This is a genomic window from Burkholderia sp. 4M9327F10 (assembly GCF_005503145.1).
Lineage (GTDB): Bacteria > Pseudomonadota > Gammaproteobacteria > Burkholderiales > Burkholderiaceae > Paraburkholderia.
The window spans coordinates 131082-155318 of sequence record NZ_SCNV01000005.1 but is presented as its reverse complement, the minus strand read 5'-3'; the positions used below and the strand labels follow the sequence as shown (position 1 = coordinate 155318).

Annotated in this window: 26 protein-coding genes and 2 pseudogenes; 12 read left to right on the top strand and 16 right to left on the bottom strand. The window is 60.7% G+C overall.

All coding sequences use genetic code 11. From position 1 onward, the window contains the following. Window positions 1-20: 20 nt before the first annotated feature. The 8 genes from FFS45_RS07760 to merR form a co-directional block, all read right to left on the bottom strand. Window positions 21-338, bottom strand: coding sequence for a P-II family nitrogen regulator (locus tag FFS45_RS07760; protein WP_046565118.1), 318 nt, complete (start codon window positions 336-338; stop codon window positions 21-23). Window positions 339-368: 30 nt separating this feature from the next. Then, a complete protein-coding gene (locus FFS45_RS07755; RefSeq protein WP_046565115.1) occupies window positions 369-680 on the bottom strand; it encodes a high-potential iron-sulfur protein in 312 nt (103 codons plus the stop codon). Between the two features lie 75 nt (window positions 681-755). Next, the gene (locus tag FFS45_RS07750; RefSeq protein WP_046565114.1) at window positions 756-2375 is read right to left on the bottom strand and encodes a multicopper oxidase domain-containing protein; all 1620 of its coding nucleotides are present in this window, start codon (window positions 2373-2375) and stop codon (window positions 756-758) included. A gap of 82 nt (window positions 2376-2457) precedes the next feature. After that, window positions 2458-2868 carry a PCYCGC domain-containing protein gene (locus FFS45_RS07745; protein ID WP_235429566.1) on the bottom strand — a complete coding sequence of 137 codons (411 nt, stop codon included), beginning with the start codon at window positions 2866-2868 and terminating at the stop codon, window positions 2458-2460. Between the two features lie 210 nt (window positions 2869-3078). After that, entirely contained in the window at window positions 3079-3204 is a 126-nt protein-coding gene (locus FFS45_RS42700; protein ID WP_268748838.1) for a hypothetical protein, read from the bottom strand. A 261-nt stretch (window positions 3205-3465) separates the two neighbouring features. Beyond that, on the bottom strand, window positions 3466-3828 hold the full coding sequence (locus FFS45_RS07740; RefSeq protein WP_046565112.1) for a hypothetical protein: 363 nt from the start codon (window positions 3826-3828) through the stop codon (window positions 3466-3468). Between the two features lie 98 nt (window positions 3829-3926). Next, window positions 3927-5819 (bottom strand): protein-disulfide reductase DsbD, encoded by a 1893-nt coding sequence (gene dsbD, locus FFS45_RS07735; protein WP_052719565.1) that lies wholly within the window; start codon window positions 5817-5819, stop codon window positions 3927-3929. Window positions 5820-5987: 168 nt separating this feature from the next. Then, entirely contained in the window at window positions 5988-6422 is a 435-nt protein-coding gene (gene merR / locus FFS45_RS07730) for an Hg(II)-responsive transcriptional regulator (RefSeq protein WP_046565110.1), read from the bottom strand. 71 nt (window positions 6423-6493) lie between these two features. Between merR and merT the strand changes: the two genes are divergently transcribed. From merT to merE, 6 genes are read left to right on the top strand one after another with little or no spacing between them, the layout of a single operon-like run. After that, window positions 6494-6844 (top strand): mercuric ion transporter MerT, encoded by a 351-nt coding sequence (gene merT, locus FFS45_RS07725; RefSeq protein ID WP_046565577.1) that lies wholly within the window; start codon window positions 6494-6496, stop codon window positions 6842-6844. A gap of 14 nt (window positions 6845-6858) precedes the next feature. Further along, the gene (merP, locus tag FFS45_RS07720; RefSeq protein ID WP_046565576.1) at window positions 6859-7134 is read left to right on the top strand and encodes a mercury resistance system periplasmic binding protein MerP; all 276 of its coding nucleotides are present in this window, start codon (window positions 6859-6861) and stop codon (window positions 7132-7134) included. Window positions 7135-7152: 18 nt separating this feature from the next. Further along, window positions 7153-7587, top strand: a complete 435-nt coding sequence (gene merC, locus FFS45_RS07715) for an organomercurial transporter MerC (protein WP_046565108.1) — start codon at window positions 7153-7155, stop codon at window positions 7585-7587. Window positions 7588-7632: 45 nt separating this feature from the next. Continuing rightward, window positions 7633-9312, top strand: coding sequence for a mercury(II) reductase (merA, locus tag FFS45_RS07710; protein WP_046565106.1), 1680 nt, complete (start codon window positions 7633-7635; stop codon window positions 9310-9312). A gap of 16 nt (window positions 9313-9328) precedes the next feature. Beyond that, entirely contained in the window at window positions 9329-9985 is a 657-nt protein-coding gene (gene merB / locus FFS45_RS07705) for an organomercurial lyase MerB (RefSeq protein WP_046565574.1), read from the top strand. Between the two features lie 7 nt (window positions 9986-9992). Then, a complete protein-coding gene (gene merE, locus FFS45_RS07700; protein ID WP_046565104.1) occupies window positions 9993-10214 on the top strand; it encodes a broad-spectrum mercury transporter MerE in 222 nt (73 codons plus the stop codon). Between the two features lie 69 nt (window positions 10215-10283). Here merE and FFS45_RS07695 read toward each other — a convergent pair whose 3' ends face one another. Next, window positions 10284-11048 (bottom strand): cation diffusion facilitator family transporter, encoded by a 765-nt coding sequence (locus tag FFS45_RS07695; RefSeq protein WP_235429565.1) that lies wholly within the window; start codon window positions 11046-11048, stop codon window positions 10284-10286. An 81-nt stretch (window positions 11049-11129) separates the two neighbouring features. Here FFS45_RS07695 and cadR point away from each other — a divergent pair, with 81 nt between their 5' ends. Next, window positions 11130-11522, top strand: coding sequence for a Cd(II)/Pb(II)-responsive transcriptional regulator (gene cadR / locus FFS45_RS07690; protein WP_046565103.1), 393 nt, complete (start codon window positions 11130-11132; stop codon window positions 11520-11522). Between the two features lie 245 nt (window positions 11523-11767). On the opposite strand, the gene FFS45_RS07685 is transcribed toward cadR, so the two are convergent. Both FFS45_RS07685 and FFS45_RS07680 read right to left on the bottom strand, forming a co-directional pair. Then, window positions 11768-12301, bottom strand: a complete 534-nt coding sequence (locus FFS45_RS07685) for a DUF4411 family protein (RefSeq protein ID WP_046565100.1) — start codon at window positions 12299-12301, stop codon at window positions 11768-11770. Next, window positions 12298-13464: an XRE family transcriptional regulator gene (locus tag FFS45_RS07680; RefSeq protein ID WP_046565096.1), complete on the bottom strand. Its 1167-nt coding sequence runs from the start codon at window positions 13462-13464 to the stop codon at window positions 12298-12300. Before FFS45_RS07680 ends, FFS45_RS07685 begins: the two co-directional genes overlap by 4 nt. Before the next feature lie 611 nt (window positions 13465-14075). On the opposite strand from FFS45_RS07680, the gene FFS45_RS07675 reads away from it, so the two are divergent. Both FFS45_RS07675 and corA read left to right on the top strand, forming a co-directional pair. Continuing rightward, window positions 14076-14633 (top strand): recombinase family protein, encoded by a 558-nt coding sequence (locus FFS45_RS07675; RefSeq protein ID WP_046565095.1) that lies wholly within the window; start codon window positions 14076-14078, stop codon window positions 14631-14633. A 340-nt stretch (window positions 14634-14973) separates the two neighbouring features. Next, the gene (gene corA, locus FFS45_RS07670) at window positions 14974-15945 is read left to right on the top strand and encodes a magnesium/cobalt transporter CorA (RefSeq protein WP_046565570.1); all 972 of its coding nucleotides are present in this window, start codon (window positions 14974-14976) and stop codon (window positions 15943-15945) included. A gap of 231 nt (window positions 15946-16176) precedes the next feature. On the opposite strand, the gene FFS45_RS07665 is transcribed toward corA, so the two are convergent. From FFS45_RS07665 to FFS45_RS41640, 5 genes and pseudogenes are all read right to left on the bottom strand, one after another. Then, window positions 16177-16527, bottom strand: coding sequence for a hypothetical protein (locus FFS45_RS07665; RefSeq protein WP_137954095.1), 351 nt, complete (start codon window positions 16525-16527; stop codon window positions 16177-16179). 114 nt (window positions 16528-16641) lie between these two features. Continuing rightward, window positions 16642-17024, bottom strand: a pseudogene (locus tag FFS45_RS07660) (carbohydrate porin); the annotation flags it as partial. Window positions 17025-17381: 357 nt separating this feature from the next. Then, window positions 17382-18509, bottom strand: a complete 1128-nt coding sequence (locus tag FFS45_RS07650) for a VIT1/CCC1 transporter family protein (protein ID WP_046565091.1) — start codon at window positions 18507-18509, stop codon at window positions 17382-17384. Between the two features lie 177 nt (window positions 18510-18686). Continuing rightward, window positions 18687-20201, bottom strand: a complete 1515-nt coding sequence (locus tag FFS45_RS07645) for a carbohydrate porin (protein WP_046565088.1) — start codon at window positions 20199-20201, stop codon at window positions 18687-18689. 93 nt (window positions 20202-20294) lie between these two features. Beyond that, on the bottom strand, window positions 20295-20468 hold the full coding sequence (locus FFS45_RS41640; protein WP_171029600.1) for a hypothetical protein: 174 nt from the start codon (window positions 20466-20468) through the stop codon (window positions 20295-20297). 1288 nt (window positions 20469-21756) lie between these two features. Here FFS45_RS41640 and FFS45_RS41635 point away from each other — a divergent pair. The 3 genes and pseudogenes from FFS45_RS41635 to FFS45_RS07635 form a co-directional block, all read left to right on the top strand. Continuing rightward, window positions 21757-21897, top strand: coding sequence for a hypothetical protein (locus tag FFS45_RS41635; protein WP_167346776.1), 141 nt, complete (start codon window positions 21757-21759; stop codon window positions 21895-21897). A gap of 119 nt (window positions 21898-22016) precedes the next feature. Then, on the top strand, window positions 22017-23675 hold the full coding sequence (locus FFS45_RS07640) for an NRAMP family divalent metal transporter (protein ID WP_046565566.1): 1659 nt from the start codon (window positions 22017-22019) through the stop codon (window positions 23673-23675). A gap of 163 nt (window positions 23676-23838) precedes the next feature. After that, window positions 23839-24120 (top strand): annotated as a pseudogene (locus tag FFS45_RS07635) (MgtC/SapB family protein); the annotation flags it as partial. Window positions 24121-24237 lie beyond the last annotated feature (117 nt).

Sequence of the window (24237 nt, the reverse complement as noted above, 5' to 3'; positions counted from 1 at the left end):
CAGAATCGCGTTTGACACGACTACGGCAGCACTTCGGTCATGGTGTGGACGCTGTAGAAATGGGAAACCGGCAGCACGGCGATCACGCCGTCGCCCGGCGCACCCACATGCGCGACCTTCATAATTGCAGCGACCAGCGTATCGACATCGGCCGTGCGAACGAAGATCTCGATTTTCAGGTGTCCGATCGCCTCGTCGTTCGCATACGGGTTCAGGTGTGCACCGAAACCTCTTACTTTGCTGATCGTGACGCCGTGTGTATGGATCGCATGCAGCGCTTTCCTAAGGGCTGCAAGCACATCCGGCCGGATAATCGCGACTACGCATTGCGATTCCATGGTGATCTCCTGACGTTCAGTTGAACCGTTTCACGCCTTTTTGACGTACGCGCTACACCAGCCCTTCGCATTGACCTGCTTGCCGGCAAAGATCGTGCAAGGAGCCGTTGCGTCGCCGGCTTTTCCCTGGAAAAACTGACAGCTCGCACAGGCTTGCCCCGCCTGATAGTTGGCGTACTTGGCGTGATCGACCTTGCTGGCATCCGTCTTGTACCCGAGCGCTTGCGCGTTCGCGTCGGACTCCAGGACCGGCCCGGCTTGCGCTGCCGCGTTGCGCTCCAAGATCAGCGACGAGGCTAAACCAGCGGTGACGAGCATAAAACTGCGGCGAGTAAATTTCATATTGTTCTCCTTTTCACTGGCCGCCTCGCGCTCGCGAAGCCTGGCCTGATTGTCTCCGAATCTTGAAAAACCCTACTAGGTCCGAATCAGATAGTTGCGCATCAAGCCCGAGTCCTCGTGCTCGAGCATGTGACAGTGGTAGAGAAACATCCCGGTGTATCCTCCGAAGCGAAGCAGCAGGCGGACTCGCTCGCCCGGCATAATGAGTACGGTGTCCTTCCATCCCTCATCGACATATCCGCCGGCAACCGAGTCGCGCGCCCTGGAAAACTCCGTTGCAATCAACCGCTTTAGTACGCGGAACTGCACGCCGTGTACATGCATCGAGTGCGCCATCAACATCATCGATGCCTCGTTGCGAAACTCCCAGATTTCGGTGGTCTCGCGTCTCACGATTTCCGATGACGTGACGCTATCCATTTCGAAACGGCGCCCATCGATGCCCCATGTCATCATGCCCATTGTGATACCGAACGCACGTGGCCGTGAGAAATTGACTGCCTCTTGCGGGCGTAGCGCCGGCACCCGCGCGAGGTGCATCGGCAGGACGCTGGTCGCATCCGATTGCTGCGCGACCCTGACGTTCAACACGGGGAAACGCGCGCCCATCGGCAACTCCGTATTGCCCATCATCCCGCCCATGGCGACGTCGCCCGCGAACTCGCGGCTCTCCAGCGTCATCTTGGTCCCTACTGGTTGGTGGCTGAAGTCCGCCCACACGTCGATCCGCTCGGCCGGCGCGAGCGTCACGTACCGCCGTAGCAGTGGTGTTTCGAGCAGTCCGCCATCGGTGCCGATCACGGTCAACGGCGAACCGTCGCTCCATGCGAGCTTATAAATTCGCGCGTTAGACGCATTGAGCAGGCGCAGGCGATAGGCGCGGGTTTCTACAGGCAACACGAAGTCGGGTCGTCCATTGACGAGAATCTGGTCACCGAGAAAACCCATCATTCGCGCCATCATGTCGCCCATGCCACCCATGCCGCCGTTGCCCATCATTGCGCTTTTCATCATCCCCCCACGACCCATCATTCCGCCTGCTGGTTGCGACAGATATGCGAACTGGTTGTCGCCATTCACCTTGCGGTCCTGAATCATGATAGGTACGTCGTAAGCGTCATCAGGCAGTTTGAGCGCAGCCTCCTCCTCGTCACCGACGATCAGGAAACCGGCCTGTCCAAAGTAGATCTGTGCGCCGGTGCGACCATCCGGATGCGCGTGGAACCAATACGTGCCGGCGCGGTTCTGGACCTCGAATTCATATCGGAAATGCTGCCCGGGCGAGATCGCATTGCGCGGATGCCCGTCCATCGCGGCGGGCATGAGCAGACCATGCCAATGGATGATGGTCGGTTCAGGCAATTCGTTGATGAAATCGATCCGCACTTTTTGTCCGCGTCGCACACGCAATACGGGCACGTACCCATCGGACAGAAAGGCGAGCGCGCCGGCGCCGCCCTGGGTGACTTTTCCGTCGTAGCGCCATACGTGTGTAGCCGATCCCGGCCAGATCGCGAGTTGATCTTTCTTTGCGCGCAACTCGACTTCGAGATCCGGCGTGAATGGCGCATGAGCTGGATTTGATTGCGCGGATGCGGTACGCAACGCAGGTGGCCATCCGGCACTCGCGAGTAGTGCCGAGCTCAGCGAAGCGCGCAGGAACGTACGACGTTTTGCGTTCTTGATGTCCGGCATTCGTCACCTCCAAAACGAGCTATCCTTGTCTTGCTTGAGCCGCGGATGGGTGCAGTCGCCTCCCCACGGACGCATGACACAATTAACCCTTGGGCGCCCACTTCGCATCGACCGCAGCCTGGATCTTGCCCGGGTCTTTGATACCCTGACGCGTCATCTGATAAGCGATCTCCGCCGTTCCCTGACAGACGGGGCACGTCACGGCCATCTGGTCTTCGAAGCATTGCAAATTGGAACGATGCTCCCCGCGATTCTCACAGCCGCACCAGCAATACAACTGATTCAGGGTTGCCGGAATCTGCGTGGCTACCCAATAAGCGTGCCTCGTCGCGGCGTCCGAGAACTGCTCGGGGTTCAGCACGTGCGATGCATCGGTGCGTCCAGTTGGGACAATGCGCAGACCGTTGTCGCGCAGCATACCGATACGCCATGGGATGTTCGGTGTGCCCGGCAACGGTGCCTTGTCTCCCGCCGACGTGGTCTTTGACAACATGATTTCCGCTGCCATTGACACTACGCCCGCAGATAGCGCCACCGGCACCACCCAAAGCAAGCGTCGCCTCGACCAGTTCAATCGCGGGCTGCGAGGCCGTGCACGTGTGGCTTGGTCTTTCGAAAGTTTTTTGTCAGGTTGCCTATCTTTCATCGAGGTGTCTCCTTGGCCGGATGAGGATCATCATCAAGCGCGTATCGCAGCATGACACTACCGCATGCCACGCATCATGCCGACATGCATCATTGCCATCACCGCCACGCCAAGTACGGAGATGAGCCCGACTACGGCCAGCACGATCACAATGGCTTTCAGAATCCACGAACGATCACTCACGTCGGTCTCCATCCAGTCTGTTCGGTGTCACGGGCTAACGCGCGGCACCAGTTCTACTGGCATGGGCAACCCCTGTTTCGCCGGCGAGCGCGAACAGCAGCGGGGCTCATCTACCAGGCTCATGGACCGCATCATCAGCACCATCAACGAGAACACTGGGGCGGGTCGGAAGCGACACATGTTTTCGCCGTCCGACAGTTCTCCTGACGCGCGAGCGCGTCGTCCTTGAACGTGTCTACGATGGGACTAACGGAAGAGGGATTAAAGCGCTTGCGGTGGGCGCTGCGGCGGCTCGGGGATGAACTGCGCCGAGAGAACGTGACTCATGGGCCGGTAGACAGGCAACGAGGTGATTGCTACCGCGACATGAAGGGAGGGAACGAGAACCCACGGCATGCTGCACGAGTGGCTGCCCATGCTGCAGTGCCCGCCCGCCTGCGTCTTGACGACGGGCGATTTTGTGCGATCAGCATGGTCGTCCATACCAGTTATGGACATCTGGCTTTCATGTGATGGCGAAACGGCAGGTGTCATCGCCGAACAAAGCGACGCCTGCGCGGGATAACCGAGTATCGGCAACCACGCGATCAGAAAAAAGGCGATCAGTTTGGTCAGAAATTTCATGATTTTTAGTATAGGCGCAGCCGGGCAGTGATGCCACATCTTGCAGTGTCAGTATTTACGTCGATAACCCGATGGGCGATGTCCCAGTGAATGCCCCATCAGCGATCCCACCGCTGCAGGTGCGCGAGGAACGTGTCCGCGCCAACGAATCCCACCAGTTGCGCAGCGGTTTGTTGCTGACCGCTTCGATCATAGAAAATCAATGCGGGCGGTCCGAACAATCCATAGCGCTTTAGCAGCGCAGCATCCTCCGGCGTGTTTCGTGTGACGTCGATGCGCAATAGCTTCCAGTGTGCCAATTCAGCCGCCACACGTGGATCGGCGAACGTAAAGCGTTCCAGCTCTTTGCAGGAGAGGCACCAGTCCGCATAAAAATCCACCATGACGGGCTGACCGTGTGCCTGATTCAGCGCGTCGACCAGTTCGGCGGCCGAGCGTACCGGCTGAAAACGCGAGGGGCTTTCCGTGACGGATGCCGTCCCCTGTGTCACGCGCTTGAGCGGCTGCAGCAAATCGTCGTTACCGGACAGGGCACCGAGCAGTTCGGCAATACCGGCAGCGACAAGGAGCACGCCCAGTGCTTTGCCCACCCGTGCAATCCCGCGCGTATCCGGCTGCAACGGATCAATCGCTCGAAGCATCATGCCGCACGCGGCGAGGAGCGCGGCCACCAGCACCATCAGCAACCACGATGGGAGCAAGGAGTAGACGAACCACAGGGCGGCCACCAGCAGCATCACGCCCAGCGTGTTCTGCGCGGCACGCATCCATTTACCTGTTCGTGGCAAGACCTGCGTGCCAAAGGTGCCGACGACCAGTAACGGAATCCCCATGCCGATCGCCATCACATACAGTGCCAGCGCCCCGGAAAGCAGATCACCGCTTCGCGAGATGTACAGCAACGCGCCAGCGAGCGCCGGCGTTGAACAGGGACCGACGAGCAGCGCGGACAGGGCGCCCATCAGGAAGACGGGAAGGATGCGTCCGCCAGGCAACCGCTGGCTCCAGCCAGCGAGGCCAGTTTGCCAGTGTGAAGGTAATTGCAGCCTGAACACGCCGAACATCCCGAGCGCGAAGATCACCATGAGGATGCCGAAGCTTGTCAGGATCCACGGTTGCTGAATGAACATCACCAACTGGATGCCGAAGAACGCTGCGATGCTGCCCGCCAATGCGTAGGTCAGCGCCAGTCCCTGCACGTAGGCAAAGGTGAGCGCAAAAGCGTGCCATAAATGCGGCCGGGCATCGTGTACTCCACCGCCCAACACAACCGTCGTGACAATCGGAATGAGCGGATACATGCACGCCGTCCCAGCGATCAATAGGCCCGCGAGCAAAAAGCCGAGCAACTCAGTGATGCTGAGGCCGGCGGACGATGGCAGTGCCAGTCCGAACAATGTCCGCGTGTTCGCCGGCGAGCTGACGTCGGCATTGGCGACACTAGCTTGGTCTGCAGCATGGGTGATGTCCGACACCGAGCCAGCGGCTGCAATGCGATAGGTCCGAGTGAGTGGCGGATAGCAAACACCCAGATCCGCGCAGCCTTGAGAGGTCACTGACAGTACGACATCGGTGGTCACGGGATGAGGTAACGTCAGGCGCAGCGACACCGGGCCGTGATAAACGAAGACCTTGCCGAAGGTTGGATCATCTTTCTCTTCGCCCGGTGGCAAATCGACCGGCTTCACCGGTACACCACCTACAGAGAAGCTAAAACGGTCTCGGTAAAGGTAGTAACCGGAGTGAGTGCCGAAATCGAGCGTAACTTGCTGCGGTGCATTGAGACGGACGGTTAGCGGGAAGGCCTGCTCGGGTGGCAACAGGTCCGATTCGGTCACCGCATGCGCTAGAAGCGGGACGACCGCAACGAGGAGCGCGAGGACTATCCGCTTGAACCAGCGCCGTGCGCTTGCAATGTCGCGGGCACAGCGCGTCAGGCGGCCGCCCGCGTCCGGTCGCGCACCTAACTGCACTGTGTCGATGAGCTTCATTGCCCCATCCTCCGGCGCGTCGAAATGGCTCCGAATTGTCACACTGTAAGCGATCTCGCGGCCCAGCCCGTCGCGCCGTGATTCGATGATGGTCGATTCGACGACCTCACCGCATTCTGGGGTGCCCTCAAGAAACGAACTTTCGCGTACGTTAAGGCCGAATGCCCCTTACGCGGCGCCGGTGTCACGCGGTTCTTCGCCTCGCTGCAATGAGGCAATCAGCGGACATGACACGTTGCCCTTGCGCGAATGGCACGCGCGCACGAGTTGGGTGAGCACCGCTTCCATGCGCTCGAGATCGGCGAGCTTGTCCTGAATGTCGAGCAGCTTGTGCTCCGCGAGGCTGCTCGCCTCATCGCAATGCGTCCCATCCTCCAGTTTCAGCAGGTCCGCGATTTCGTCGAGGCTGAAGCCGAGCCGCTGGGCCGATTTGACGAACCGCACCCGCGTCACGTCCCCTGCGCCGTAGCGACGAATACTGCCGTATGGCCTCTCCGGCTCGAGCAGGAGGCCCTTGCGCTGATAGAACCGAATCGTCTCCACGTTGACGCCGGCCGCCTTCGCGAAGGCGCCGATGGTCAGACTTTCGCTACCGTTTTCCATACCGCTTGACTCCGTACATGGGTACGGAAGTAACGTTACGCTACTCATCGGAAATCCGGAAGGGCAAGCGTATGGCGGAACCACAGAAAGGGCGCGGCGCGCTCGCTGCCGGCGGACTGGCCGCGATGCTCGCGTCGACCTGCTGCCTCGGGCCGCTGGTGCTCGTCGCGTTGGGCGTCAGCGGCGCATGGATCGGCAACCTGACTTTGCTCGAACCCTACCGGCCGGTTTTCATCAGCGCGGCACTGGTGGCGCTGTTCTTCGCTGGTCGGCGCGTCTTCCGGCCTGCTGCGGCATGCCAGCCGGGTGAAGTGTGCGCGATTCCGCAGGTACGCGCCGCGTACAAGCTCATCTTCTGGATCGTCGTCGCGCTGGTTCTGGTCGCGCTCGGTTTTCCCTACGTGCTGCCCCTCTTCTATTGAACCCGGAGTTCATCATGAAAAAACTGCTTGCTGCACTCGTTGTTGCGGTCGTCACCGTCCCGGTCTGGGCCGCGACACAGACCGTCAAGTTGTCGGTGCCCGGCATGACCTGCGCGGCCTGTCCGATCACGGTCAAACACGCGCTTTCCAAAGTCGCCGGCGTCGAAAAAACGGACGTCCGTTTCGAGCAAAGGGAAGCCATCGTGACGTTCGACGACAGCAAGACCAACGTCCAGGCGCTGACCAAGGCCACGGCGGACGCGGGCTATCCATCGTCGGTCAAACAGTGAAAGTACGGAGCTACTGCAATGTCGTTCGTCACGCGCGCGGCCGATAAGGCCGGTTTGCTCGGCAGCATCGCGTCGGCGATGGGCTGTGCGAGCTGCTTTCCCGCCATCGCCAGTCTGGGTGCGGCGATTGGTCTGGGCTTCCTGAGCCAATATGAAGGCTTGTTCATCCGTATCCTGCTACCGGCCTTCGCCGGCATTGCGCTGTTCGCCAATGCGATCGGATGGCTCAATCATCGGCAGTGGCGGCGTACCGTGCCCGGCCTGATCGGCCCGGTACTGGTGTTGGCAGCCGTGTTTGTGATGCGGGCCTATGGCGAGCGCAGCGGCTGGCTGCTCTATCCCGGTCTCGCCGTCATGATGGCGATATCGATCTGGGACCTGTTCTCCCCGGCGCAGCGCGTCTGTACCACCGATGCGTGTGATTCGGGCACGGGCAACGTGCGCAACGGTTGAGCAGTGGTGCATCTAACCCAATCCATGAAAGAACGGAGTAAGCCCATGATGACCTTGAAGATCGACGGGATGACCTGCGCTTCCTGCGCGGAGCATGTCAGACAGGCGCTGGAAAAGGTACCCGGCGTGCGCTCGGCAGCGGTCTCCTGGCCCGAAGCGCTGGCCGATGTGACGGTCGATGAAGGAGTCAGCGACGACACGCTGGCTGCCGCACTGATGACAGCTGGCTACCACGCCAAGGTTGCCGACGTGCCGGACCAATCCGCAGGCCTGTTGGACAGGGCGCTCGGCTGGGCGGGAGCTGGTGGGAAGCGTCGCGGCGATGATGGCGCGCTGCGGGTCGCCGTGATCGGCAGTGGTGGCGCTGCCATGGCGGCTGCGCTGAAGGCGGCCGAAAACGGCGCGCAGGTGACACTCATCGAGCGCGGCACCATTGGCGGCACGTGCGTGAACGTCGGGTGCGTGCCCTCCAAGATCATGATCCGTGCCGCCCAAATCGCGCATCTGCGGCAGGTAAGCCCCTTCGATGCGGGGATCAGCGCCGTGGCACCGGTGATCGACCGGCCGCGCCTGCTCGCCCAGCAGCAGGCGCGCGTGGACGAGCTGCGCCACGCCAAATACGAAAACATTCTCGACACGAGCCCGAACATCAATGTTCTGCACGGCGAGGCGCGCTTCACGGGGAGCCATACGCTCACCGTCACGCTGACCGTCGGCGGCGAACGCATGGTGTCGTTCGATCGCTGCCTGATTGCCACGGGTGCAACTGCCGCGGTGCCGCCGATTCCGGGCCTGAAGGACACCCCGTACTGGACCTCGACGGAAGCGCTGGCGAGCGAAACGATTCCCGCACGACTGGCCGTGATCGGCTCGTCGGTGGTGGCTGTGGAACTGGCCCAGGCCTTTGCACGGCTGGGCAGTCATGTCATCGTCCTGGCCCGTCACACACTGCTCTACCAGGAGGACCCGGCGATCGGCGAAACCGTGACGGCGGCCTTTCGCGCCGAGGGCATCGAGGTGCTGGAACAGACCCAGGCGAGTCATGTGTCGTACGCTGACGGCAAGTTCGTCCTCACCACGAACCACGGCGAGGTGCGGGCCGACCAGCTGCTGGTGGCAACGGGACGCGCCCCCAACACCGGCAGTCTGAGCCTGGCAAGTGCCGGCGTGCAGCTCGACGGGCACGGCGCTGTCGTGATCGACGCCGGCATGCGCACGAGCGCACCGGACATTTATGCGGCGGGCGACTGTACGAATCAACCGCAGTTCGTCTATGTCGCGGCGGCGGCCGGTACGCGCGCGGCGATCAACATGACCGGCGGCGATGCGCGGCTGAATCTCGATACGGTGCCGGCGGTCGTCTTCACCGAGCCACAGGTGGCCACGGTCGGCTACAGCGAGGCGCAGGCGCACCAGGCGGGCATCGAGACCGACAGTCGCACACTGACGCTCGATAACGTCCCGCGCGCGCTGGTGAACTTCGACACGCACGGCTTCATCAAGCTGGTGGCGGAAGCCGGCAGCGGCCGGCTCATCGGCGTGCAGGCAGTGGCGCCCGAGGCGGGCGAAATCATCCAGACGGCCGCGATCGCGATTCGCGCAAGGATGACCGTGCAGGACCTCGCTGACCAGCTGTTCCCGTACCTGACGATGGTCGAGGGGCTCAAACTCGCCGCGCAGACCTTTTCGAAGGATGTGAAGCAGCTCTCGTGCTGTGCCGGATAACCTGCGGGGGACGACGATGAACCTTGCCCGCTACGCGGCCGAACTGGTCGAGCGCCTGACGATGGCCAACCAGTTGGAAGGCTTTGCAGATCTCTTTGTTGTACTGCTGCGTGAACTCAGCAAGGGGGCGCCGGTTTCTCCTGCCGCGCTGGCTCTGGCCTTGGACTGGCCCGTCGGGCGTGTGACCGCTGCACTCGCACAGGCGGTCAGCACCGAATGGGACGACGATGGCAACGTCGTCGGTTACGGTTTGACGTTGCGTGAGACCCCGCACACTTTCGAGGTCGGCGGCCGACGCCTGTACACGTGGTGCGCCTTCGACATTTTGTTCTTCCCGGCGCTGATCGACCGGACGGCCCACGTGGTTTCGCGTTGTGCGGCCACTGGCGTGCCGGTCTCGCTTACGGTCACGCCCAACGAGATACAGGAAGTCGAACCGGCCGGTGCGACTGTATCGCTGCTACTCCCACAGGCCACGGCCGATATCCGCGCTGCGTTCTGTTGCCACGTGCATTTCTTTGCCTCTGTCGCCACGGGTCAGCAGTGGGCCGCGACGCATCACGGCATCGAGATCGTGAGCGTCCGGGACGCCTTCTCCGTGGGCCGCGCGTGTGCCGAACGGTTGTTGCGGGCCACCGGTCTGCGAAACGCGGGGAGCGCAGCCCGTAGGTAACTCTGCCATGCCGCGTTCCCCTCACAGCTCCGGCTGGCGCGCCTGGCTCTGGGGTACGCTCGCTGCGCACACCTGCCCATGCCATCTCCCGATCATGCTGCTGGCGCTATCCGGCACCGCGGCCGGAGCACTCGTCAGCCAGCATAAGGGCATCGCCGTGGGCGTGCTGCTGGTGTTATTTGCCTTGTCGCTCACACGGGCGCTGCACGCGTTCCGGTCACCTCGCTGATATGCGCATCGGTGCTCTCAGTCACGCGTCGGTGTCGGCGTGCCCTCAAGAAAGGGTTTTTTTCGTGCGCTAAGGATTGCGGGACTCGTTTTTTGGTAGACGGATGGCCGCTGGCCCCACGGGCGATTGAGTCGGAGCGACCGGTGACTGTAGTACACGAAGAGACTGCCGCACGACTCCTAGCGCCGAGTTGAGAAAGATGCCCGCGATGACGGTCCCGACAATAATGTCGGGCCAGCGCGAGGCAAGTACGTAGCTGCTGCCAGCGGCTAGCAATACTCCGACATTAGCGATCAGGTCATTTCGGGAGCACAGCCAGGTAGAGCTCATGTTGAGGTTATCGCTGCGGTGCCGGTATAGGAGATTGAAGCAGGTGAGATTGGCGACCAGCGCCACCCCACCGACAATCCCCATCGCCTCGACACCCGGCATAACGGGGTGCAGCACCTTGTATATGGCATCTGCCAATACTCCAAGGCTAAAAAGGAACATGAAGCCCCCCTTCGCTAAAGCAGCGCCGGCCTGCCAGCGCGTTGAGCGCGTCAGCACAAAGAGGGAGAAGCCATACACGAGGGCGTCGCCCAACATGTCCAGAGCGTCCGCTAATAGCGAAGTTGAATGCGCCAGCAGCCCTGCCGTGCCTTCCGCGAGGAACATCACGGCATTGATGAAGAGCACGATCCACAGCACGCGGCTGTGGCTTTCTCGCAGCGTATTCACTTCACAACTTTTGTCTTGGCAACAATTTGCCATGATGCGCCTCTGAGGGTTTTGGCTTGTCGTATCCGTCTCACGATATTGGTATCGCAGGGGGCGCAGCAGTCCGATCTGCATGCAGGAGCCTTCGAACGGTACAAACACAATTTCACACCCTCTAGGTACTATAGAGTCAAGGAAATTTTGAGGAGCCGGGCGATGAAGATCGGTGATTTGGCGAAACGGGCCGGGTGTAAGGTTGAAACCGTCCGCTATTACGAGAGCGAGGGTTTGCTGCCGGAACCAGCTCGTAGTGAAGGCAATTACCGGGTCTACGGGGAATCTCACGCTGAGCGGTTAACGTTCATCCGCAACTGTCGCGCGCTAGATATGACGCTCGGCGAAATCCGTGCGCTGCTAGGCTTCAGGGATGGCGGTGGGCAGGACTGCGGCGACGTCGATGCTTTACTCGACGAGCATATCGACCACGTGGCCGAGCGCATCGCCGAATTGCAGCGGCTAGAAGCGCAACTGCGAGCGCTGCGGCAATCCTGTGGCGAACGCCGGTCTGTCAAGGAATGCGCGATTCTCCAAGTGCTCACCGCTCATTAGCCGCCCTCCCACTGGCAGGCATGTCCAGTTGAGCTATACCTCAACTGGACGTCAGACTCCGGACGCAAACTGCGTCAAGTTAAGGTCGGATTCGAGATTGCCGGACGCCTATGGCCCAATCTCTCAGGCTCCAATCTGACAGATTCGGCCTTACCGTACGAAAAAAAATCCGTTTCTTGACGGCACCCCTAGCTGCTCTCGACTCAGCAGAGCGAGGCAGTGCAAGCTGCGCTGCCGAGGTGGGCTCAACCGGATTTTGCAGCCCAGCCTGTTCGAAACCCGAGCGCCCTGAGCATTGCAAAGGTGTCGCAGCAGGCAACGCCTACCTGGCGGCACACGTCCGGCACCTTCCTGTTGGCCCGCTGTTTGGAGGGCTTTGAAACTTCGTTCGACACGACCACGCGCTGCTGCGGCCGCACGAGCCCGTAGGTGATGAGAAAAGGATCGCGGCCCAGCTGCTCAACCTCACTATCCGTCAGGTCCGGCGCGTATGCGTTCATGACCCGGACCAGTATTCCCGTGTCAACCTCTTCGGCAAGCACAAGCGCCTCTTCCACCGCATCGCGGCAAAGCCACTCATTCAAAAGGTCCTTTTTGGCGTCCGCTCCACCCCGCACCTCTTCGAATGTCTCGAGTGGCATGGCGATGTCGCCCTCGCTCGCAGAATATAGAAGCCAGTCCCAAAACTCCGGGACCATGTCGACCGCGTAATATTTGTTATGAGCATCAATGAGGACGTTCGCGTCCAACAGATAAACCGTGCCGGGCGTTCGACTCATGCACCACCCAGCAGCGTTGCCACGTTGGTGGGTTTCACGCCCAGGACCCGGCCCGCCTTGGTCGGCGTCAGGATGCCCTCGTCCACCGTACGTTTGACGAGATCGAGCAGCGCCCCGCCGAGCCGGTGCCGACGGACCGTGTAGTAGCTCGGCGCACCGACACGCTTCGCCTTGGCGTCGCGCTCCTTAAGCCAGCTGTCTCGGAAGATACGGGAAAGCTGCTGCCACGTCGGGTGGGAAATGTGTCCCCGTTGCAGTAGCCGATATCCGACCAGCGGTCGACTGATCTTCCGCGCATCCGCAAATTCACCAATGCGCTGCGCCATCCCGGCCAGGTCCATGCCCCCCAGCGGGAGATCGTCCAGTTCTGCGTCCTGCAACAGCAGGCGGCTTGCAACATCGTTGCAGAATTTCTCCACGCGCTGTTCCGGCGCCCCACCGCTCACCCCGGACTGGCCGAGCCAGATGTGGATGAGTTCGTGCAAAAGAGTGAATGACCACGCTGACTTCGCGTCCTGATCGTTCACGGCGATGAACGGCGCGACATCGTCGGCAATCGCGAAGCCGCGAAAGACCTCCGGGCTGATATTGGAGTGGTGACTGCCGAGGTTGCCCATGAGCAGGACGAACACCCCGGTGCGTTCAACCTGGTCGCGCAGGTACGCGAAGGCGTCTTCGACCGTTCGCGTGCGGCGAAACGCGGCACGATCGAACTGCAGCGTGCGCGCCACTCGGGTCACCACATCGGCAACGGGTTGATCCAGCGTGACGCTACCCACGAAGGAATGCGCAACCGCTTCCTCTGCTTCTTCCAGTGTGGTGCGCACGAGTCGCTGCCGCACATGCACGTCGCGCACCAGCGCATCGAGCGCGCCCGCGCTCTCGACGCGCTGATCGGGTGGCAGCGTTCGGAAGTCCTCGCCACGGTCAGCCCGCCTGGGAGGCTCCGCAAGATAGAACACCAGCAAAGGACGGCGGTACACCTTCACCATTTTGAGTAGCAGCGGCCGGCTGGGTGCGTGCTCACCACTTTCGTAGGCGCGCAGGATGACCGCGCCGGGCTGGCGCACGCCACCGAGCTGCAGGGCGCTGGCGGCCTCTTCGATTGAAAGACCTGCCGTTTCTCGCGCCCACAGCAATATGTCAGGGTTGATCTGGGGCATGTCAGTTCGGGACAGTTGGGGATGCGTGCCGCACGGGGAAGTCCGCGCACTGGCTGTATTTTGCGCGATATCGCTCAAACCAGCGAGGCTCATTTGCGCGCGAGTGATTCGGCCGACCACGGATGCCGCCCTGACCTTCTGGACGTTTCGCATGCGAAAAACCGTCCTTTTCGGGATGCCTTTGATTTTGATGCACTTTACCGGCGTAGCCGGGCCTAGGCGTGATGCCGGTTTGCGAAACGGCCCTTTAAAAATATCTCAATAAATCAGGAACTTCCTGTCTGGTCGTTTCCGGGGGTTGAGATGCACCCGTAGCAGCCTCGCGTGGCCATCGGTGCGCGCCGGGGTACCGTTGCACGCGGATTGGCCGCGATGATTCCAGTTCGCGTCGGGGCATCGTCTCGCTCTCAAAAACGTTCGTTTATGAGAAGTCGCCGGGCGATGATCGCGAATACATGGGATCAAGGGTGTGCAGTTCTCTAAAACCGTTCTCGATATGCTATTCTCGATTCCACCCGTTGGCGACGCGTTTTGAGAACGCCAACCGCCCCCGTGCGCGAAGTCCAAATCGCGGCTACGGTGACCGCGCCTCAAATTGCAGGAGCATTGAAATGCTGGTCGGTTACGCACGCGTCTCGACACTGGATCAGAATCTGGCCCTGCAGATCGCTGCGCTCAAGAAAGCAGGTTGCAAGAAAATCTATGAGGATCAGGTCAGTGGACTGCGGACCATTCGCCCTGGGCTGCAAACAGCTCTGGAAGTATTGCGTGCAGGCGACACACTGGTGGTCTGGAAACTCGATCGGCTGGGGCGCAGCGTCAAGGGGCTGGTTGACCTGGTAAGCGAACTGGAAACACGCAAGGTGCATTTCAGGAGTCTGACCGACAGCATCGACACCAGCACGCCGGCCGGCAGGTTTTTCTTTCACGTAATGGCCAGTCTTGCGCAGATGGAACGTGAACTGCTCGCGGAACGTACCCGCGCCGGTCTGGCGGCCGCGAAATCCATCGGTCGCACCGGTGGACGCAAACGCAGCATGACCGACAGCAAGATCGCGTCGGCGAGAAAGTTGCTGACCAGCGGGATGCCTCCCAGGGAAGTCGCCAAGAACCTGGGCGTGTCGATCCCGACGCTATATCGCTGGGTTCCCGCATCCGCGCTTCCTTAGGTTAACCGACCTATGCGCTCCGCGATTTACTGTCCGACGCGCGGGCACATACCGACTCACGCGCGCCGCGCCATCAAGAGACGACGATGAAACTGCCCGGATTCTTTCCGCTTTATTCGTGATTTTTCGCCCGCACTGTCCGCGGGCTGCTCATCGCAAAGCGACATAAATTCGTCCGGCAGCAGTACGAACAGGTTGCATCTGGTCGCGACGCCGCGCCGGCGCCGTTGCGAATCCGCGCTGGTCAAAGTTTGACCGATAGGCTCCTGTACTATCAGTACCCGGCTTGGGACCGCAACAGTCACCGAAAATGGATCGGGAAAACATGAAGGAGCAAAAAATGGGCATGGTCGTCAACAGCATTGCTTACCGGGCTGGTCGGCGTTTGGGCGACGTCACGATCGACGACATCAGCGAGGTGGTAAAAGAGCCGGACACATTCGTCTGGGTAGGCATCTGGGAACCCGACGACGCATTCCTGCGAAAAATCCAGCAGGAATTCAGCCTGCATGACCTTGCCATCGAGGATGCGCTCAAAGCCCACCAGCGGCCCAAGATCGAGGCGTACGGCGAGTCGCTCTTTATCGTAGTCAAGACTGCGCAGCTGATAGACGGCGACGTGCAGTACGGCGAGACTCACATATTCGTGGGGACAAATTTCCTCGTCACGGTTCGACACGGCGCCTCGTCAAGCTATGCCGCAATCCGCACGCGCGTAGAGGAAAATCCGAAGCTGCTAGGCAAGGGGCCGGGGTTCGCGCTGTATTCGATACTCGACTTCGTGGTCGATAACTACCGACCGATCGTCAGCCAGTTCGAAGAGCAGCTCGACCGCCTCGAGTCGGACATGTTCAAGTCCGACTTTGACCAGGTGGCGATTGAAAAACTATACGACCTCCGTCGCCATCTCCTCCAACTGCGAAATTCCGCAGTTCCGATGGACGACATATGCAATCAGCTCATTCGATTCCATGAAGAGATTATTCCAAAAGAATTGCGAGCCTATGTGCGCGATGTCCAGGATCATGCGCACCAGATAATGACCATCACCGACGACATGCGCGAAATGCTGACGAACGCCATGCATGTCAATCTGGCGCTCGTCTCTGTGAGGCAGAACGAGGTCGTCAAGCAACTGGCCGGCTGGGGGGCGATCCTCGCAGTGCCAACCGTGATCTTCAGCCTGTACGGGATGAACTTCGAGGGCATGCCCGAATTGAAAACTGCGTGGGGCTACCCCGTGACGTTGTTCGTTACCGTTGCCGGTTGCGTTGCACTGTATCGGAAGCTTAAACGCTCGGGCTGGGTGTGAAAGCCCCCGTTCCTGTTCGAGAGCGTGTGAGAACCTCGCGCTGGAAGACGTGGAACGACAGAACCTGATAGCGAGCGTGCGGAAATTCGCCGGTTCGACCATGGCCGATGAACGGTACAGCAAACTGCTCGAGGTTCGTCGACTCGATGGCGTCTCGACTCGGGGCGACTAATGTGCTGAAGTGTCTGCCACACCCCTGAGCTTGACCTCGGTAAAGAAATGGAAGGACTGTTACGCGAAGTCAGAGTCAATCAACTCGGGGTGCAATTGAATATGCAATAGCACGAACCACCGTCTCGGACATGAGCTGTCGATCTGGGTGATGTGCGGCGGTGTGCCCTCCAGAAGCACATGATGCTTCGAGACCGCTGCCTGGAAGGCATTGCCCACGTCGACCATCACCCATCGATGAGCAAGCGCCAGCGTCACCGCGCTGAAGAGCCCGAACGCGGCGGGGAAAACTTCGCCCGTCGCCGCTTGCGTGACGATAGAAAAGCAAAGCGCAGCCACTTCGGTCACCAGTGCAGAAACCAGCAACACTTTCAACTGTGCCTTGAGTCGGATTTTTCGAGTTGCCTTCACTCTGCGTCTCCTTGTCGGACACGAATATGACTCGGAAGCCCCAGGCTTTCATGCCGCATCGAGTGTGCCGCGTCTCAAAGCACTATGCGTGTCGTCGTCAGGGAAGCCGATTGCTCAGAACGTGACGTTGGTGCGCACGGCAACGACGGCTTCATTATGCACGCGCCCGGACGGGTCGTTCGGAGCCGGAATGCCGCCTGCGGGGCGGAAACACGTACTGGAAGTCGTCCTGCAACTGCCACCACGGGGTGACCTGATACTGGCAGGTGGTCTCGATGACGGTCTCAGCACTGCGCTCCGGATACCCCGGCGCAGTAAAGGCGGCCGTGTCGCTGGCGAGGCCCTGTGCATGTGAGCCAATCTTCGCGTAGCCGACCGCCAGCCCGACGACGTCGTTGTCACGGCCCTTGAAAAGGGGCTTTTCACGTGACACCTGCGTTCACGCCGAGGTCGACGACGTTACGGTCGCCGGGCGCACCCATGAATCTTGCAAACACGCCGCGACGCAGGTTTCCTCAACCTGCCCAGCCATGGACCACTCGTCTGCCTTCAGAGTAATCTGCCCAGCCCCGAACACGAGCAAGGCCCCGTCTGGAAAGACTGGGCTTGGCTTGTCATGCAATGCCCTCAGCCGCGAGCCGATATCAGCTTGATATTGCTCAACCATGCACATGACACCACCACTGGCGACCTGTTAGTAGTTGCCCGTTTCATCCGTGAGCGACGGGAACGATGAGGGGCCGTAGCTCCTCAACTTCTAGACGGCGCGCCATACGGCCGACTCGCGAGGATTGTGAACAGTCGGCTGGCCTTCAACTTCGAGCTTCACGCAATGCGGTCTCCGGCCCCAGGCACTACGAAATAGACACGCCCAGGAGCCGGCCAATGCCAAATGTGAACGCCGCAGCGATAAGGCCAATGGCGACCTGTCGCAGTGCAGAGAACACCGCGCTTCGTCCGTTAAAGAGCGACGTGAAGACGCCGATGGACGCGAGAGCAAGCGTGCTCAGAACGATACACTGCACGATTGCGCTGAATCCGTGCGTCCATAAAAACGGCATCGCCGGGAAAATTGCACCAACCGAGAACAGGCAAAACGAAACCCCCGCAGCCGACCACGGATTGCCACCCAGCTCCGCCGGGTCAAGTCCCAGTTCCTCGCGCGTCAATGTATCAAGCGCCTTATCCTTGTCACGCATCATCTGGGATGCCACACGCCTGGCCTCATCGGCGTCCAGACCTTTGGCACGATAAATCAGCGTCAGTTCGTGCTCTTCGGCTTCGGGCGACATCTCCAGCTCGTCGGCTTCCCTCGCAATCTGGGTGCTAGCCAGTTCGCGAGCGTTGGTCACCGAAAGCCATTCACCCAGCGCCATCGAGCACGCTCCGGCTATCAGTCCGGCCAGTCCCGTCAGCAGGATTGCCTTGTTGCCCGTTCCCGCGCCCGCCACGCCCATTATCAGACAGAAGTTCGAGACCAGCCCATCGTTCGCACCAAGCACTGCTGCACGCAGGTCATTCCCCGACGATACTCCCTTGTGCCATGACTCTGCCGCGGCAATACGCGCGCCTTGCGACATGTCCGGGTCGCCACCATGAGCCAGCGTCTGGACCACCGCAGCGTGGTGATGTTCGTCGGCCGACATGCGCCCCGCATCCGGCTGTCCGTGGTACTTGTTACGGTCCGCGTACTCGGCCGCAGCAAGCGTGGGCAATACGAAACCCGCTCCGAAAAGGCGGACCAGCATCTGCATCAGGCGCGTCTTGACTGCCTGCCCCGTTCCTTTCTGGTGAACGCCGTTGGCCTTCAGCTTGTCGGCCCACACCTGCGCGTGGTCGCGCTCCGACCTGGCCAGGTCGCCATACACCTGCTTTCGCGTGTCATCCTTCTCGACCCTTGCGAGCGTTTCGTAGAGCGCGGCACTATGAAGTTCATCGGAGAGGTTTGCTCTGTATCGCTTTACTTCGTCTTTCGATGCCATGGTGAAGTACCTGCCTATTGAATTCTTAGCAGCGAAGCTTAATTGATTCAGGGACCATCTTTAGCAAAGCCCCTAAAACGCGGCTTAATCGAGAACGCCAACGGTTCTCATGCCGATTTGGGTCCGCCTGCGCCAGGCGCGGCGTTGCAGATGCAGGCGCAGGCCACAGCTAGCTTGTCAGAACACGATATTGGTGCGCACACCCACCACCGCTTCATTGCCGACCCGCTGCGACGGATTGTCGGGATTCGGAATACCGCCGGCAGGCCGGAACACGTACTGGAAGTCCGCCTGCAATTGCCACCATGGCGTGACCTGATATTGGTAGGTCGCTTCGAGAATGGTCTCGGCGCTGCGCGACGGATAGCCTGGCGTAGTCAGCGAGGCCGTATCGGTGGCGAGCCCTTGTGCATGCGAGCCAATCTTCGCGTGGCCCACGGCCAGCCCGACAACGTCGTTGTCGCGTCGCTTGAAAGGGGCTTTCAACGTCACACCTGCGTTCACGCCCAGGTCGACCAGATTGCGGTCGCCCGGCGCGCCCATGACTCCGGCAAACACGCCGACCGATTGCGGACTGTCCGTGCCCGGGCGCCAGACCGTCTGGTCGGCAACGGCGTAGAAGCTATAGTTGCCCCGATGACTCTTCGGAACACCCGTGCTCGCCGGGTTCGAAAGTGACAGACCGGTGGTGTCGAGCCGCTGGTCCGCAAAACGTTGCGTGTTATACCAGAAGCCCAGCTTGTATGTTCCGGGCAAACCGGCCGGTTGCGCATCCGACGGGGTGGCCGGCGGCTGGTTGATTGCATACTGGACCTCGCCGATGAACAGCGCGCCGTTACCCAGGTTGAAGTTGGTGCCGTGGCTATTCAGTTTCTGCGGATCTCCAACATCACTGCCCGCGGGATTTCCGTCGAAGACGCCGGCCAGCACGGTCCATGCGTCTGACGGCCTCGCGCGTAACCGCATACCCAGTGATGAGAGCGGATACGCAGGGCCGCCTGCCGGCAGGTCGACCGAGGGAAGGACCGGCCAGCCGAAGGTTGCGTTCAGGAACGAGGTGGCGTATTGGCTCACCATGAACTCCTGGTCGAGGCTCTGCTGGCCGATCTTCACATCGACCTTCCCACCAGCGAGCGATTGCTGGTACCAGAGTTCCCATAGCCGAGTCGTGCTCTCAGCTTCGATCCCGCTTGCACTCTGCAAGGTGAGCAGGTTTCGTTGGGTCAGATTACTGCCGTGGATCTGCAGACCCGAAACGTTGAAGGTGCCGCCCGGCAGGCCGACCGCCTTCTCCATGTCGACGTTAATCGCCAGTTGGGTCAGGCCGTCATAGGCACCACCACGCTTGACGCCACCGGAAAGATTGTTCAGATATTCGCTGGTTTCCTGCAGGCTGACGCTCACACCGCAGTTGCCGAGCCACGGGCGCAGGCCGCCGATATCGCCGAACAGGTTCGAACGGTCCCAGAATCCGGTTGGCGCGGACCGCGTCTGGTCCGCCTTCGTCGCCCCGTCGGTACTGGCTGCGGGTTGCGATGGAGATGGTGCTTCAGCCGGTGCCTGCGTTGCGCCCGGCACCGACTCGCCGCTCGGCTGGGCCAGTGCGGGCGGCACGATGCCGAGGGACAGCAGGAGGGTCAGGCCGGCTGGAGCACCGGACAGCAGCAATCTGGTTTTAAGTTCTTTTTTCATGGCAGAGGGACGAAAGCTTGTCTTGCGGATTGGTCTTTTCGTTGATGGATATGACACGCGGAGTGTGGCGCGACCGTGAACCCCACCCCACGCTCAGGAAAACCACCAGCTCAGCCGTAACGCACTGCCCAGTTCGTCACCGGCGGACGAGGCAGACAGCATCGCGACCAGCGCGACGGCGCCTACCGTAAGCGCAAGAATTGCGTAGCCGGTTGGCGTGAGCGGGCCGCCCGCATAGGCAGCTCGTAACGCCGCGCGTGTAAACATCCTCCCAACACGACGCAACTGGTTGATGGGCGACCTGCGGGTGCCGTCGGCATTGCTGAGCCAACCGGCACTTCCGACAGTCACCCGGTCAATGGATGGAGCGACGAGAAAGTGCGCCCGGGCCGCACAGGCCGCAATCCGCAGTGACCAGTTCTCGCGGACCTGCGACGACAGCAAGCGGGCAGCAATTGACGTCGGGCGTGGCGCATGAACCGCACCCCTGAAACACCTAACAAATGATTTGAAGAACATAGGCTCACTCCCGTCCAGCCCGGCAGAATCGGGCGACGTATGAAGACGTGACTGCGTCTCGCAAGCGGACTTGCGACAGGCGGTCAAACAGAGGGAGCGTGCTGCTGACAGACCGGCAGACAGCCAGTCAGTGATGAAGCGCGCTAACCCGACCAGGGCGAGTTAGCGGCGAAGGAATGGTCCTGCGGTCGCTAGCTCGCGGTTACATCGCCGGCACCGGCCGGCATCGAACTTCCACTACCAGAACATGTGTCCACGAGGGACTCCTTTAATCAGACGGGCGGATTGTATTCGGCCCGCGCGCGGACTTGCAAGCAAAAAATCACAAAGGGCATTGGGCTCTCAATCAGCTGACAGATCTGGATGACAAACGATGGTGCGTCACATTCGCATCGGCCCTCAAACTCTTTCGCATGCCTATCGTAGCTGACGTTCCGAAAGACTTCGACGGGATACAGGCCGGTCACAATGCGTTGTACAAGGGACTTCGAAATTATATTGGCTCTGCTTAACGAATCGTGTTGACTTCCAATTCTTCACGCGCTTAAAATTTATAGTCTTCACAAAATGGGGCTTATGCCTTGGACACCTGCAGTAGTCGACCTTCGAACAGTTTCGCTGCCTGACCGGCAGGACGTCCGCGCTTCTTTCTTTCAGCCGCCGTCCTGCCAGCAGGCAGACGGTGCGCGCCGTAGTCACTCTCCGTGCACCTTGATTAGCGCTATCTGGACGCAGCGATAACGCGCGTACGCATGACACCGCGTCGCGAGCGTCAACTCGCGGCCGCGTTCGTTTGCGCCCTTTCGAATCACTGGCGCAGACGGGCGCGTGGATGAACACGCGCGTAGCAGACGTGCGTACCAGACGCCGATAAGGAGCCGCCATGCCGGACAGTGACAGTTACCCCATATGCCATCTCACTTCACCCTTGCCTGAGGGAAGCGAGTAGACCTCCCGTAGCGCGTATCACGCGCTCGCGCTCCGTGTCTGCTGGCTTTCCGTAAACCGCGTTAAGTCAAACGCTCGGAGAAATACCATGAACTTCGGCCTCCTCCTGTCGCAACTGCCGCACGTCCAGGAATCGCGCGCCCACTACGACGCCATGCTGTCGCTGCACGACCGCGAGCCGCACAAATTTGCAGCATTCTGGCGCGGCCTCAAGGCGCTCATTTCGTAGGCTTCTGCGCTCCCCGGCCATACGAAAGCGACGTCGTTGTTCCCGATGACCCACGCTCTTCCGTATGCCGGAGTTGCGCATTTTCGTTTCAATAACCCATGCTCGGGGAAGAAAACAAAATGTCCACTCCATCGCACGTTTCACCACCACGCACCGCCGTGCTCGATGACGCTCACATTGGCGACATCAAAGGCGCTTTCGGCACCATCGCGCACCATGACACCGCCCCACGCGCAAACTGGTGGGCGCGCTTTCGCACCCTGCTGGCCATTCTCGGCCCCGGCCTCATCGTGATGGTCGGTGACAACGATGCGGGTGCCTTTGGCACGTACACCCAGGCAGGGCAGAACTATGGGACCACGCTACTGTGGACGCTTCTGCTGCTCGTGCCGGTCCTCTTCGTCAACCAGGAAATGGTGCTGCGCCTCGGCGCGGTGACCGGCGTCGGCCATGCGCGTCTCATCTTCGAACGCTTCGGCAAATTCTGGGGGGCGTTCAGCGTCATCGACCTGTTCATCCTCAACGCGCTGACGATTGTGACCGAGTTCATCGGCATCACGTTTGTCCTCGACTTCTTCGGTGTCTCCAAGATTGCCGGCGTCTGCATTGCTGCGGCGCTGACGATGGCCGCCGTCAGTACGGGAAATTTCCGACGCTTTGAGCGCTTCGCCGTGGTGCTCTGTGTGTTGAGCCTGTTGCTGGTGCCGGTTCTGGTGTCGATTCACCCGCCGGTATCGCAAATGACGCGCGATTTCTTGATTCCGAACTGGCCCACTCACTCGAAGCTCAGTGACGTCATGCTGCTCGTCATCGGCATCGTCGGCACCACGGTAGCGCCGTGGCAGTTGTTCTTCCAGCAGAGCTACATCGTCGACAAGCGCATCACGCCGCGCTTCATGAAATACGAGAAAGCCGACCTGTGGATTGGCATCGTGTTCGTGATGATTGGCGCGGTGGCGATGATTTCGTTCTGTGCGGCGCTGTTCGCCGGCAGGCCTGAATTCGGCAACTTCACGGATGCGGGTGGTGTCATCGCCGGCCTGGAAAAATACGCGGGACGCACGGGCGCTGTCCTCTTCGCCGTGGCGCTGCTGGACGCCTGTATCATCGGCGCGGCGGCGGTATCGCTGTCGACCGCGTATGCCATCGGCGACGTGTTCAGGATTCGCCATTCGCTCCACCGTAGCGTGTCGGATGCCAAAGGCTTTTATCTGGTGTACTTCGGCATTGTCGCGGCCGCTGCGGCGCTGGTGCTGATTCCGGGCAGCCCGCTTGGCCTGTTGACCGAAGCCGTGCAGACGCTCGCGGGCGTGCTGCTGCCGAGCGCCACGGTGTTTTTGCTGCTGTTGTGCAACGACAAGGCCGTACTGGGTCCCTGGGTCAACTCAAGGAAGCTGAACCTGTTCACCGGCGCGGTCGTCTGGGTACTGGTGATGCTGTCGATTATCCTCACCGCGTCCGTCATGTACCCGGACATCACCGGCCGGACCATTCTTGAGGTGCTGGGCGGGGGAACGTTGCTCGCGGTCGCGGGCTTCGCCGAAACGGTTGTGTTGCGCAAGCTCCGGCAGGAGCCAGCGGTCGGGGCCGCTCACGATGACGGGGTGGCCTGGCCAAAGGAGGCGCGCGACACGTGGCGTATGCCGCCCCTGAACGAGCTGCCTCGGCCGAAGCTGACGCTGTCCAACCGCGTCTGGATGGGCGTGCTGCGCGGCTATCTCGTCGTGGCGGTCGCCCTGGTTATCGTCAAGGTCGTCCAGATGACTCTGCTGCAGTAAGAGAAATCGCGTCGCCCGCTGCCAGTCAGGTTGGCAGGGGGCGCCGCACGCAAGATGGCTCGTCAATTTGCGCGCTGACTTCAAAAAGCCTCGTGCGCACACGATACTTCGCTCGTTTCCACGTCAGGCGTGCCCTCCGCAGGCACGAATTGAATCAACCAACATGACGCTCGATTTCATCCTGCGACTGCTCGCTGCCTTTGCCTGTGGGGTTGCCATCGGCCTCGAGCGCCAGATGCGTCAACGCACGGCGGGTCTGCGGACCATCACGCTCGTCGCCAGTGGTTCCTGCCTGTTCGTTACGCTGGGTGTGCTGACCGGAAACGGAGCAACGGGAGTGACGCAAATTGCCGCTTATGTCGTCTCGGGCGTCGGCTTTCTCGGCGGCGGTGTCATCATGCGCGACAAGGGCTCGATACAGGGTATCAACACGGCCGCCACACTCGGGGTCCACTCGTTTTCAGTGCAATAAGTGACGGTACGCAGAGCCAGCAACGGTATGGGTGGTGATTCTTACATCATTGATTAGGTTGATGTTTCTGTTCACATTGGAATACGTGTT